General features: G+C 29.9%; 11 protein-coding genes. 6 read left to right on the top strand and 5 right to left on the bottom strand.

Translation table 11 applies throughout. The features are described from left to right. Window positions 1-69 precede the first annotated feature (69 nt). From metG to WA340_RS06670, 4 genes are all read left to right on the top strand, one after another. Window positions 70-2,127, top strand: a complete 2,058-nt coding sequence (gene metG / locus WA340_RS06685; RefSeq protein WP_336128053.1) for a methionine--tRNA ligase — start codon at window positions 70-72, stop codon at window positions 2,125-2,127. 90 nt (window positions 2,128-2,217) lie between these two features. Beyond that, window positions 2,218-3,546 carry a hypothetical protein gene (locus tag WA340_RS06680; RefSeq protein ID WP_336128051.1) on the top strand — a complete coding sequence of 443 codons (1,329 nt, stop codon included), beginning with the start codon at window positions 2,218-2,220 and terminating at the stop codon, window positions 3,544-3,546. Between the two features lie 287 nt (window positions 3,547-3,833). Next, the gene (locus tag WA340_RS06675; RefSeq protein WP_336128049.1) at window positions 3,834-4,304 is read left to right on the top strand and encodes a lipocalin; all 471 of its coding nucleotides are present in this window, start codon (window positions 3,834-3,836) and stop codon (window positions 4,302-4,304) included. A 12-nt stretch (window positions 4,305-4,316) separates the two neighbouring features. After that, complete coding sequence (locus tag WA340_RS06670; RefSeq protein WP_027879580.1) at window positions 4,317-5,018, top strand: OmpA family protein; 702 nt, start codon at window positions 4,317-4,319, stop codon at window positions 5,016-5,018. 52 nt (window positions 5,019-5,070) lie between these two features. Here WA340_RS06670 and WA340_RS06665 read toward each other — a convergent pair whose 3' ends face one another. From WA340_RS06665 to WA340_RS06645, 5 genes are read right to left on the bottom strand one after another with little or no spacing between them, the layout of a single operon-like run. Continuing rightward, window positions 5,071-5,694 carry a hypothetical protein gene (locus WA340_RS06665; protein ID WP_336128046.1) on the bottom strand — a complete coding sequence of 208 codons (624 nt, stop codon included), beginning with the start codon at window positions 5,692-5,694 and terminating at the stop codon, window positions 5,071-5,073. A gap of 46 nt (window positions 5,695-5,740) precedes the next feature. Continuing rightward, window positions 5,741-6,757 (bottom strand): hypothetical protein, encoded by a 1,017-nt coding sequence (locus WA340_RS06660; RefSeq protein WP_336128044.1) that lies wholly within the window; start codon window positions 6,755-6,757, stop codon window positions 5,741-5,743. A gap of 3 nt (window positions 6,758-6,760) precedes the next feature. Then, window positions 6,761-7,771, bottom strand: coding sequence for a hypothetical protein (locus WA340_RS06655; protein WP_336128043.1), 1,011 nt, complete (start codon window positions 7,769-7,771; stop codon window positions 6,761-6,763). A gap of 19 nt (window positions 7,772-7,790) precedes the next feature. Further along, window positions 7,791-10,043 carry a hypothetical protein gene (locus WA340_RS06650; protein WP_336128041.1) on the bottom strand — a complete coding sequence of 751 codons (2,253 nt, stop codon included), beginning with the start codon at window positions 10,041-10,043 and terminating at the stop codon, window positions 7,791-7,793. A 6-nt stretch (window positions 10,044-10,049) separates the two neighbouring features. Then, window positions 10,050-10,487 (bottom strand): hypothetical protein, encoded by a 438-nt coding sequence (locus tag WA340_RS06645; protein WP_336128040.1) that lies wholly within the window; start codon window positions 10,485-10,487, stop codon window positions 10,050-10,052. 121 nt (window positions 10,488-10,608) lie between these two features. Here WA340_RS06645 and WA340_RS06640 point away from each other — a divergent pair, with 121 nt between their 5' ends. After that, window positions 10,609-12,732 carry a Tex family protein gene (locus WA340_RS06640; protein ID WP_336128039.1) on the top strand — a complete coding sequence of 708 codons (2,124 nt, stop codon included), beginning with the start codon at window positions 10,609-10,611 and terminating at the stop codon, window positions 12,730-12,732. Next, window positions 12,733-13,638: a histone deacetylase family protein gene (locus WA340_RS06635; protein ID WP_336128037.1), complete on the top strand. Its 906-nt coding sequence runs from the start codon at window positions 12,733-12,735 to the stop codon at window positions 13,636-13,638. Window position 13,639 lies beyond the last annotated feature (1 nt).

Raw genomic sequence — 13,639 nt, 5'->3', positions numbered from 1 at the left:
GTAAATGTACATTTTTTTTCTAAATCGCTGTTAAAATGTGTATTTTTACGGCTTCAAAAAGATTTTAAGATGTCAAAAAGATATACAATTACTGCTGCTTTACCTTATACTAACGGTCCTATTCATATTGGGCATTTAGCTGGTGTTTATGTTCCAGCAGATATTTATGCACGTTATAAGCGTCTAACCGGTAACGATGTTGCTTTTATCTGCGGAAGTGACGAGCATGGTGTACCAATTACTATAAAAGCAAAAAATGAAGGTGTTACACCACAAGAAATTGTAGACAGATATCATAAAATTATTAAAGATTCTTTTGAAGAATTTGGTATTAGCTTTGATAATTACTCACGTACATCGGCGAAAATTCATCATGATACAGCTTCAGAATTTTTCAAAACCTTATACGATAAAAACGAATTTGTAGAAGAAGTTACAGAGCAATTATACGACGAAGAGGCTAAACAATTTTTAGCCGATCGTTTTGTGATTGGAACTTGTCCAAAATGTGGTAATGAAGAAAGTTATGGTGACCAATGCGAAAAGTGTGGTACATCGCACAACGCCACAGATTTAATCAATCCTAAATCTGCAATAACAGGTAATACACCAACTTTAAAAGAAACTAAACACTGGTTTTTACCGTTAAATAAACACGAAAACTTTTTACGCGAGTGGATTTTAAAAGGTCATAAAAAAGACTGGAAACCAAACGTGTACGGACAAGTAAAATCTTGGATAGACGATGGATTACGTCCGCGTGCAGTTACTCGTGATTTAGATTGGGGAATTCCTGTTCCTGTTGAAGGTGGCGAAGGAAAAGTACTTTACGTTTGGTTTGATGCGCCAATTGGCTACATCTCTTCTACTAAAGAATGGGCAGAACGCGAAGGAAAAGATTGGGAACCATATTGGAAAGACCAAGACACTAAATTAGTTCACTTTATTGGTAAAGATAATATTGTGTTTCACTGTATTATTTTCCCGTCTATGCTAAAAGCAGAAGGTAGCTACATTTTACCGGATAATGTACCTGCTAACGAATTTTTAAATTTAGAAGGCAATAAATTATCAACCTCAAAAAATTGGGCTGTTTGGTTACCAGAATACCTAAAAGATTTTCCTGGTAAACAAGATGTTTTGCGTTACACTTTAACCGCTAACGCACCAGAAACCAAGGATAACGATTTTACATGGAAAGATTTTCAAGCTAGAAACAACAACGAACTTGTTGCTATTTTTGGTAACTTTATTAATCGTGTTGTCGTTTTAACTAACAAATATTATAATGGTATTGTGCCAACGCCTTCAACATTTACAGCTATAGATGAAGAGACGTTAGCTGCTGTAAAAGCCTATCCTGCGGTTATTGAAAGCTCTTTAGAACGTTATCGTTTTAGAGAAGCAAGTCAAGAACTAATGAATTTAGCACGACTTGGTAATAAATATCTTGCAGATGAAGAACCTTGGAAATTAGTAAAAACAGACGAAGCTCGCACACAAACCATTATGTATGTCGCTTTACAAATTGCTAGCGCTTTAGCTACATTATCAGAACCGTTTTTACCCTTTACTTCAGCTAAATTAAAGCAAATTTTAAATGTCACATCGAGCGCAGTCGAGATGTCTTGGAGTGACATTTCAACAAAAGACGTGTTATTACCAGCTAATCACCAAATTGGTCAAAGCGAATTACTTTTTAATAAAATTGAAGACAAAGACATTCAAATTCAATTAGATAAATTAGAAGCTAGTAAAAAAGCTAACGAAGCTGCTAACAAAAAAGTAGAGCCACCAAAAGACACCATTACTTTTGATGATTTTACAAAATTAGATTTACGTGTCGGAACTATAATAGAAGCCGAAAAAATGCCTAAAGCCAAAAAATTACTAGTTTTAAAAGTAGATACTGGCATAGATGTACGCACTATTGTTTCTGGTATTGCCGAGAGTTTTACTGCAGAAGAAGTTGTTGGTAAACAAGTAACGGTTTTAGTTAACCTAGCACCAAGAGCTTTACGTGGTGTAGAAAGTGAAGGTATGATTTTAATGACCGAAAATGCCGAAGGTGATTTAGTATTTGTAAATCCTGATACAACGGTCAAAAATGGGTTGCAGATTAGTTAGGTTATGAGGTACATGTTTTGTTTTTTACTTTTTTGTTGTAGCTTTTCTTTATGGAGTCAAACTGAAGTTTTGACTTTTAAAAACCTTGAAATGTCTAAACGAGTTAGAAAAAATTCTTACACTATTTCTAATTCTATAACTAATGATTTAGCTATAATTTTAGTTGAAAACAAAGATATCTATGCTTACTTAAGTGATTCTAACTTTAAAGTTAATTCTACACAATTTATTAAAACAAAAAACATAAAATCTAAATACAACAAAGTTTTAGGCTTTAGTATCAAACAAAACAACTACCACGTACTTTACACTAATGATTCTAGAAATAAATTCTCAATTTTAAAATTAGATTTTAATAATTTTTCAGGAGAATCTATCGAGGTTGATCTTAATTTAGATAATGACCTATTTTTAGACGCTATCAACTATAAAAACAAATTATATATTTTATCTGCTAATAGTGATTCTATACTTAATCTTAGAGTATATAATAATGAAGGATTTGATTTAGTAAAATCTTTTGAATTAGAAGAAATTAAAGACGAAACTAACTTAATTAGCACAAAATTTCAGTATGGTCTTTTTATGTTTTCTGGTAAAGAAAAAACAAACATAACCAAAATTGAACAAAGAGTTTTTAACTCGATTGAACAAACTTCTGCCAAAAACAAAATGTATCAAAATGATAAATCCATATACTTAACTTTTGATGTCAACGAATTGGCAACACATTTATATAAAATAGATTTAGAGCAACTAAATTTAGATTACAAAATCTATCCTTATCCAAAATCTAAAAGTCACGAATTTAAAAACTATAACTCCTTTATTTTTGAGAATAACATCTATCAAATAGCTTCATCTAAAGAAACTTTAAAGTTTGTGATCTCAGATTTTGATTCAAAAGTCATTAAAGAATTCAATATTTTTAAAGATAAAAAAATACATTTTAAAAATTCTCCAATAATACAAGAAGGTCAAACAGCTTTACCATTTGTTACTACTAGAGAGTTAGAAGAAACCCGAAAATATCTTAGAAAAATAAATAATGGTAATATCGGAATCAATGTTACAAAAAATGATGGTAATTACTATCTAACTTTAGGAGGTTTTCAAGTTATTACCCAACCAAATATGGGATCAGTAAATACTGTAAATGGAAATTTTACAGGTTATAACACTACTTATCTTTCATTTAATTCTTATACAACTACAAAGTCTACTTATTTTAATTCAATTTTAGATTCTAATTTTAATCATGTAAAAGGTAGTTTTGAATCAACACCTTTTAATAAAATAAAAGACTATAAATCGACATTAAAATACTCTAGTGGTGAAGATGTTTTTTTTCATAAAAACGACTTATTCTTTGGCTATTTTAACCAAAAAGAAAGTTCTTATCACCTATTAAAGTTTTAAATAATTAGTTTTCTAGTTTTTAATAATAACTTTTATTTAAATAAAGTCACGTATTAGTGTTCTAATAAAAATTGAAGTTTATTAATGATTTAAAATTTATTTTTTTTAGTTGTTAAAGTTAAAAATTGTTAAAACAAAACACTTTAAAATAACAGTTAAAGTGTTGACAAACTGCGGTTTACAATAAAACCTGCAAAGTGAAAGATCTGATAAACTTGTCTTAATTAGTCGTCTAAAAAGTGATGATTTTCGTAACTTATAATAGTTACAAACCAAAAACCATTACTATGAAACGACTAATTTTATTATTAGTGACTTTAAGTATTATATCTTGCGGAACTCCAAAAACCGTGAGAGAATCTAAAAAAGTCATTAAAGGCGATTGGGTTTTAAACTCGATTACCTACAACCAAACAGGTACTTTTAACGTTACACTTTTTGACGATGCTTCAAAATCTTGTTTTGAAGGTAGTACTTGGCAATTTATTCCTAACAACAACACAGGAATTTATACAATTAACTCGGCAGGATGTATGCCTGGCGAAAGAAACTTTGTATTTACCATACAAGAAGTAAGTCCAGAAATGGGATTATACGACTTTTTATTAAAGCCAACCAACGAAAAAAACAAATCTGAAACTAACCAAGGTTACCGTGTTAATCTATCTCAGTTATCAGACACCAACATGCAATGGAAACAAACCGTTAGTTTAGACGGACAACCATTTGTAATTACAATGAACTTTACCAAAATTTAAAACTAAAAAACCATGAAAAAGACAATTAACAAGATTTCAATATTCAGTCTAACACTACTAATGTGCATTGGACTAACCAACTGTAATGCAGTAAAAAATGCTAATAATAAACAAAAAGGTGCTGTTATTGGTGCAACAAGTGGCGCTGTTTTAGGTGCTATTATTGGTAATAACGTAGGAAAAGGCGGAAACGGAGAATTAGGAGCCGTAATTGGCGGTGTAGTTGGTGGTACTGCTGGAGTACTTATAGGAAAGAAAATGGATAAGCAAGCTCAAGAAATTGAGCAAGAAATACCAGGCGCAGAAGTAGAACGTGTGGACGATGGTATTGTTGTTACGTTTGATGAAAATAGTGGTGTCTATTTTGATACTGAAAAGTATAACATAAACGCTGCTTCACAAGCTACATTAAACAAATTAATAGGTGTATTTAAAGAATACCCAGATACTAATTTATTAGTCGTAGGTCATACAGATAGTTCTGGATCTGACGATTATAACATGACACTTTCTAAAAACCGTGCGTATGCAGTAACTAATTACTTAACTAGCAATGGAATTAGCAGCACGAGATTAACAACAAATTGGTTTGGAGAAACACAACCAATGTATGATAACAGTACTGCCGAAGGACGTGCTAAAAATAGACGTGTAAATATTGCTATTTTACCAAATGAAAAAATGATACAAGACGCTCAAAACGAGTCTAATTAATAATTATTTGAATATTGAAAAAGAGGTGTAAATTTTAAATTACACCTCTTTTTTATTTATATCGTATTCTAAGGTATAAAGCAAGTGCTCTTATCATTAAAAAAGGGAAAATAATAAGTACAGATCCAAATAAATTTGTTGGTGTAAACGTTTCTGGAAAGTTACGTACTATAAAAAGCATAAGAATAACTCCTAAAATAATAGATACATGAAGCACTAACATATTAGGTGTAAAAGCACCAAAACTAACTTTAACTGGTGTTTGTTTTATGTGTAGTAATACACGTTCTATAGTCACAAATAATAGGTTAATATTAAAAAACCAGTTTCTAAAGAATAGTACTTTCATGTTAGTAAAAATAAGTACTTCATTATTCCAATTTGCCATAAACCCGAAAAAGACAACAATAAAAATAAAATAACCTATCATTTGTATAATAGAACCAAATATGGATGTTGTTTTATTGCTGGCAAGCACAGCATTTTTATTTCTTTTGAAAAAAATCCTATCTATAATTATTCTAATAAGCTCGTTCCACCAGAAAAATAAAATCACATAAAATACGGTTGTTTGTCCGCTCCAAATGGATAGCGCTGTAAGTAATGTAAACACTAAAAAATCCCATTGGGAATAATATTTTAATGGTTTTTCTAAAATAGAAGAAAAGCTATTCATATGATTTTATATTTATCCGGTTTATTGAAATATTATAAGAGATTTTTTAACTGTTTAATTCATCTATACTAACGTCGTACAATATGTTTACAAAAGTAGCTTTGTGTAAAAGTAAATTTTGATGTGCTTGTACTTTATTATAAATATGTTCTGACACATTAATAACACCGTTACTAGTTTTTATTTGAAAAGCTGTAGATTTTGTGTTAGAAGTTGTCTTTAACTTATCTATTACCTTAACCTTATTTAGTGATTTTAAATACCCATTTCGTTTAAATTTTGCATATTGATTAATTTGAATAAAGAATTTAAAAGAGTAGTAAACAAATGCTATAATCAATGGTATTAGAAATATAAAAATACCTTTCCATAGTACAAAAAGCAAGACTGTAATTGGTATTAGATATATTAGGTTTTTTCGTGTTTTTTTGAAAAATATTTTTTTGACTAATTCAATATCATTTTCTCTCATAGGAAGAGATTTTTCTATATTATCAAAATTTTGCTTTCTTATTGTTGAATTATACGACTCTGTTGTTTCAATATTTTTTTCTAAAACATTAAAGGCTAAAACTTCCTTTTTTTTGGGACTAACTTCTAGGTAAACTTTATCATTTATTTTAACCTGAGAAAACTGTTTATAATTAACACTGTGTTGTTTGTCTTCTATTGTAATGTAATAATGTGTTTGTGTATTTTTACGTGAAGAACCATTTCTATGCGATCCAGCTGCTCTATTGTGTTGGGCAGAAGAAGTAGTATGTTTATCTATTCTCTTATCGGTAACAATACCTGTATAGCAATATTTTATTCCTTTTTTTAAATCTAGATAAATACCCCAAAAAAAGTAGGAGATAAATAGAGTAAAAATAAGGGCGAAAGATGCAAAAACTAAAACAGGTATGTTTCCCATTTGACCTGTTGACAACACAAAATTATAAATGAAGAAAAAAATTGCACCTACAAAAGCACCAAACGTTACAACATACACATATTGGCGCTTAAGCTTTTTTCTATCTTGTTGTGATAGTGGTTTGACTTCATATATGTTTTGAGATGTCATGTATTATAATTGATTTAGACTTTGGTGAATATCCTTAAATTTTTCAAGCACTTTATCATTAAATTTAGTTTCGCCAACAACAGTTCTGTTAAGTAAACTTGTTTTATAAAATTGAATATTAGTGATGGTTTTGGTTTTTACATCAACATCTGCTTTAGCATAAGTTATTTTATTCTTTTGGTCATCTGTTACATAATCAAAATAGACAATTTTAGAATCTTTTAATTTATCCTTGTTTTTTGAGTAAAATTGTGCTGTTTGGTTAGAATAACTTCTTAAGCTAAAAGGCAAGTTATCCTTTGGTGCTTCTTCGTTAAAACGCTTAATACCTTTTTGTAATTTATTGATAGCAAATTCATTTTCATTTAAGTCAAACTGCAATGTAAAATCATTTTGATATGTTGTCACTAAAACATTTGAGTTTAGCGATACGTATGATGTAATTTCTTTTCCTTCAAGATAGAGATAATGGATATTTTGCTCTATTTCATTTTGACCTTTTTGAGTTTTAATGGCTTTGTAAAGATTTCCTTTTATAGAATAAAAATAAGTGGTTTTAGAGTTGTTTATATCTGATTTAATTTGGTGCAACTTATTGTTTTTATAATCGTAAACAATATTATTACTTTCTCCATTTTTATGAGTTATAGTTTCTTTAATTAGTTGTCCGCTAGTATTATAAGTATAAGAATGTTTTTTATTTTTCTTAGTGTTACTGTACTTAAAAACTCGTTTATAAAGTCTGTCATTTTTGTAATAGCTTTTTGTTTTTTGCCAAGAATTGTCTTTTAAATTTTCAATATGGTAATCTTTTATAAAGCCATTTTTGTTAAATTGATATACAGTTGTTTTAATTGGCTCTTTATTTAGATTGTAGCTAATAGCCTTTACTTTTACAACCTTTTGTGTAAAACCGTAATCTATGTTACTTATATCAGGAAGTGATTGAGCAAAGCTAAGAGATTGGAAACCTAATAAAACTGTAGTAAATAGTATTTTATTTATTTTGTTCATTATTAATTATTTTCAGCAATTAATACCTTGTTATTAAGGTACCATTAGACCAAATACCATAACTATCTACTGTCCTTGATTTATTAAAAAACACACCAAAACCATCTCTTTGACCATTAGTAAAACTACCAAAGTACCTTGTTCCTGATGTCTTATATGACTCATCACCTATTCCATTTGCTTTATCGTAATAATATTCTCCAAAATAAGAAGTCCCATTTTTCCAGAAATAACTTCCGAAATAATGTTTTTTCCCGTTAGAGAAAAATCCACGATATGTGTCTCCGTTAGTAAAAAAATAGGTCCCAAAACCATCTTTGCAATTTCCTATACAATTATTAATCTTTCTGTTATCAAGATAGTTCTGTGATAATAAATTTCTTGTTCTTTTTCCTTCTTGATAAAAACCAACTTCTGTTATTTTTCCATTTTTTGAATAATAACCGTAACCGTTTTGTTTACCATTTTTCCACTGACCAAAGTATGTACTTCCTGTTTCGTACCATTTGTATAGTCCATAACCTTCTCTTGATCCATTAACAAAGTTTCCTTCATAAAACCCTGATCCTTCATAAGTTTGCAGACCATAACCATTAGCTTTACCGTTTTTAAAAACTCCTTTAATTGTATAGGTTTGACCTTTATATTCTCCATAACCGTTATTACAATTACCAGATACACAACCTACATTACTATTAGTGTTAACATTAGTTGTTGTATTTAAAGAAGGAGTTGTTTTTTTAATGTTTATGACTTCTAATTTTTTAGTCTTTTTATTTACTTTAATGGCTTTACCTGTAACTTCGCCATTAATAAAACTTCCAAAATAAATATAATCTAAGGTTGATACATGACCATTTCCCGTTGGCTCTCCATTTATATTAAATTGCCCCACATAAAGTCTATTATTTGCTTTCCATTTTCTTGTTCCTACTTTGTATGGTTTTCCATTTTTAAAAAAGCCTATATAAGAATCTTGGTTATTGTATATGATAGCCCCATAACCGTCTACACAGTTACCTTGACATGAATTACCCACCTTTTTATTAAGATAATCTTGACCTAAGTTTGTTACTAACTTCCCATCTTGATAGATACCTGCTTCTGATGTAATATTATCCTTAGTTAGATAACCGTAACCTGCTATTTTATCGTTTTTCCATTCTCCGTAATAAATAGTATTGGAGGCTTTCCAAGTATAAACACCATAGCCTTCTCTTTTTCCGTCATTAAAATTGCCAATATAATTATCGCCATTACTAAAAATTTGATTTGCATAACCGTTAGCTTGACCATTTTCAAAATATCCTGTAATAGTCATATCATCAAATTTGTATTCTCCGTATCCATTATTACAGTCTCCAGACATACAATTTGTAACTACATTAGAGTTATTTTTATGTTCTTGAATTTTACTTTCTATACCGTTGTAATACGTTATTTCTGTCTCATCCAAAACCTTTTCAAATATTTTAGAATATTTTCTTCTAAAATTACCATACTGGTCAAAACTCATATCTATAGCATTTTTTTTATACGCTTCGTGACCGTCTTTTGTAAATTCAAATGCTTGTGGATTGTTAGAAAAAGAAAAAGATTTGTAACGATTTAAAACACCAGGAGAGTAAATTCCTTTTTTAATTAGCTCTCCATCTTTATAAGAGCTAGCATTAATTTTTAATTTATCACCATTAATTTCATAACTTAATGTTATTAAATACTTACCATATTTAGATTCTTTTCTTTCTTCAGTTAATTGACCTTTTTGATTGTATTTAAATGTTATCAAGTCATTTTGGCTACCGTCTGGATTAATAGTTTTAATGGACACTAATCGTTTATAATTATCATAGTTAAATTGAGTTGTGTAATTGTTTTCTTTGCTTATCTTTTTATAGATTAAACCATCTTTATTGTAAATAAAATCGAATATAGAAGTATATGTAACTTCATCTTTACTATTTATTGCTGTTTCTTTTAAAGATTTTATTATCCCAGAACTAGAATAAGAATATTCGTATTTTCTTCTAAAAGATTTACTTGGTCCAGATGTTAGCTTTTTAGTTAAAAAACCGTCTTCATTAAAATCTAGATTTAGAGTTCTCTCTACAAAATCTAGAGAATAAGATTTTTTTACTTCACCATTTAAATTGTAATGATTAAGTGTATAATATTCTGCAGCTGGATTAAGTGGCGCATTTTGCCAATCTATGGTTTGTGAATTTGCTTTTACTACAAATAGTAAAATTAAACTTACTAATATATGTTTCATCTTAAATTATTTAGTAGTTACAAATTCTTCAGTAAAATTATCGTCCCATTTAAAGGCATTTACAATCCAACCGTTTTTACTTTTGTAATAGGTAAAGATTAAACGTACTGCTGTATTTTCATATTGGATTAAATATGTTTCGCGTTTTGCTATATCACTAATAGTTTCATCTTTCACTTTTAAATAATTAAAAGGCGCTCCAAAACGATCACTAATTATATTGGTATACTTAATAATTTTTTCTTTTAAAGTTTCTATCTCGTTTTCTGGTATTGGCCAATATGGCGTAAGGATTTGAAAAGCTTCATTTATTTTATTTTGCTTAAAAAGTGTCGTAACTTCTACAGACATTTGCTTAGTACTTGACACATCTTTTAATAGCTTGGTTTGAGAAATTGTTTGAAAAGAAATAAAGCAGGTTAAGATTAATAGTAAATGTTTCATTTTAAATGTAATTATGATTTAAAACAAAACTAGGTTTAAAGAAGACTCAAAACTATACGATATATGACGTATTTTTGCTAATCATAACATTTATATTTGCCTTTCATTTTTTAAAGAAATTATGCTTCTATTAAACTACATTCAATCCAAAACTAATCTATCAGAAACCTCTATAAAAAACACTGTTATTCTTTTAAATCAAGATTGTACAGTTCCTTTTATTTCTAGATACCGTAAAGAAGCAACTGGTAATTTAGATGAAGTTGAAATTGGTGCAATTGTTAAATATAAAGAAGAATTTGAAACACTTGAAAAACGAAAAGCAACCATACTAAAAGCATTAGAAGAACAAGACGTTTTAACAGACGAATTAAAAACGAAAATTGAAGCTTGCCAAGACAGTACAACACTTGAAGATTTATATTTACCCTACAAGAAAAGCCGAAAAACTAAAGCCGAAACTGCAAGAAAAAACGGATTAGAACCATTAGCAAAAATCATAATGAGTCAAAATGCTAATGATATAGAAAACATCGCGGTTAAGTATATAAAAGGTGAATTAACATCTACCGAAGACGCTTTAGAAGGCGCAAGACATATTATTGCCGAATGGATTAACGAACGTGCCGATATTAGGACTAGTTTAAGACAACAATTAGAGCGTTATGCTATGATTTCCACGAAAGTGGCAAAAACAAAAAAAGATGATGAAGAAGCTCAAAAATTTAAAGATTATTTTGATTGGGAAGAAAGTCTAAATCGCATACCATCGCACAGATTATTAGCTATTCTTAGAGCCGAAAAAGAAGGCTTTATTCGAGTAAAAATTGAAGTTGATAATGATCGCGCTTTAGAACGTATAGACCGAAAAATTATAAAGTCGGACAACGCTTGCGCCGATCAAATAGAAATAGCAATAACCGATGCTTACAAACGATTATTATTTCCATCGTTAAGTAACGAAGCATTACAAAATGCCAAAGAAAAAGCAGATGATGAAGCGATAAACATCTTTGCCAAAAACTTAAAACAATTACTGTTAGGATCGCCTTTAGGCGAAAAACGTGTTTTGGCTATAGATCCTGGTTTTAGAACTGGATGTAAAGTAGTTTGTTTAGACGAAAAAGGTGATTTAAAACATAACGAAACTATTTATCCGCATGCGCCAAAAAACGACCAAATTGGTGCCTTAAAAAAGCTAAGCACGTTAACTGAAGCGTATCAAATAGAAGCTATAGCAATTGGTAACGGAACAGCATCTAGAGAAACCGAAGCTTTAGTAAGAAAAATTAGATTTAAAACCGATGTACAAGTTTTTGTGGTTAGCGAAGCTGGAGCTAGTATCTATTCAGCATCAAAAATTGCGCGAGAAGAATTCCCTAATTACGATGTAACCGTTCGTGGTTCAGTTTCAATTGGTCGACGTCTTCAAGATCCTTTAGCCGAGCTAGTTAAGATTGATGCCAAATCTATTGGTGTTGGACAATACCAACACGATGTAGACCAAAATAAATTGCAAAAGCAATTAGATGTTGTAGTAGAAAATTGTGTAAATGCAGTTGGTGTAAATATAAATACTGCAAGTAAAAGTTTATTAAGTTACGTGTCTGGAATTGGTCCAAAATTAGCAGAAAACATAGTAAACTATAGAAGCGAAAAAGGTGCCTTTTCTAGTAGAAAAGACATTAAAAATGTACCAAGATTAGGCGATAAAGCATTTGAACAAGGCGCTGGTTTTTTAAGAATAAAAGATGGAGATAATCCGTTAGACGATTCTGCAGTACATCCAGAAAGCTATGCTATTGTTACTAAAATGGCTAAAGACGAAGGTGTTTCGGTAAAAGAATTGATAGGTAATACCTCTACTTTAAAAAAGATTAATTTAAAAAAATATATTACAGAAGAAGTTGGTCTTTTAACTTTAGAAGACATTGTTAAAGAACTTGAAAAACCAGGTTTAGATATACGTGAGCAGGCAAAAGTTTTCACTTTTAATCAAAACATTAAAACGATTGAAGATTTACGCGAAGGACAATTATTACCTGGTATTGTAAATAATATTACTGCGTTTGGTTGCTTTGTAGATGTTGGTATTAAAGAAAGCGGTTTAATACACGTCTCTAACTTATCAGACAGTTTTGTAAAAGATGTGAATGAGCACGTGCATTTACATCAACAGATTATTGTTAAGGTGTTAAGTGTTGATCTTCCGCGAAAGCGTATTCAACTAAAACTGCATAAATAGATGTTGAAAATTGCTTATCATCCTATCTATTGTCATCCTTTACCAGAAGGACATCGGTTTCCTATGTTGAAGTACGAGTTGCTTCCTGAGCAATTAATACATGAAGGGACTTGTATAGAGGATAATTTTTTTGAGCCTGTAAAAATGCTAAATGAAAATCCTATTTTAGCAGTCCATGATGCTAACTATTTTTACGATTTATTAAATATTACACTAGACCAACGTGCTGCAAGAAAAATTGGGTTTCCATTAAGTGAATTATTAATTGAACGTGAAATTATTATTGCAGATGGCACTATAAAGGCTAGTGAGTACGCCTTAAAATATGGTATTGCTATGAATATTGCTGGAGGCACACATCATGCATATACTAACCGTGGCGAAGCATCTTGCATGCTTAATGATCAAGCAATAGGCGCCAGATTTCTTTTAAATAATGGTTTAGCTAAAAAAATTTTAATTGTAGATTTAGATGTACACCAAGGTAATGGAACTGCAGAAATTTTTAATAATGACTCAGCTGTTTTCACCTTTTCTATGCACGGAAAAAACAACTATCCTTTTAAAAAAGAACAAAGCGATTTAGATATTGAATTAGAAAACAATATTGGTGATGCTGAGTATTTATCAATATTGCAAGAAACACTTCCACTATTAATTAAAAGTCAACAACCCGATTTTATTTATTATTTATGTGGTGTAGATGTAATTGCTACCGATAAATTAGGTAAACTTAGCTTAACTATAGAAGGCTGTAAACAGCGCGACCAATTTGTTTTAGATATTTGTAAGTCTCAAAACATACCGGTAATGTGTAGTATGGGTGGCGGTTATAGTCCTGATATTAAAGTAATTGTTGGCGCACATGCTAACACTTATAGATTAGCTCAAGATATCTTCTTTTAAG

Source organism: Mesoflavibacter sp. CH_XMU1422-2 (assembly GCF_037029245.1).
In the GTDB taxonomy this organism is placed as follows: Bacteria; Bacteroidota; Bacteroidia; order Flavobacteriales; family Flavobacteriaceae; genus Mesoflavibacter; species Mesoflavibacter zeaxanthinifaciens.
The sequence above is the reverse complement of the archived record's forward strand: the minus strand, read 5'-3'. Positions and strand labels throughout refer to the sequence as shown.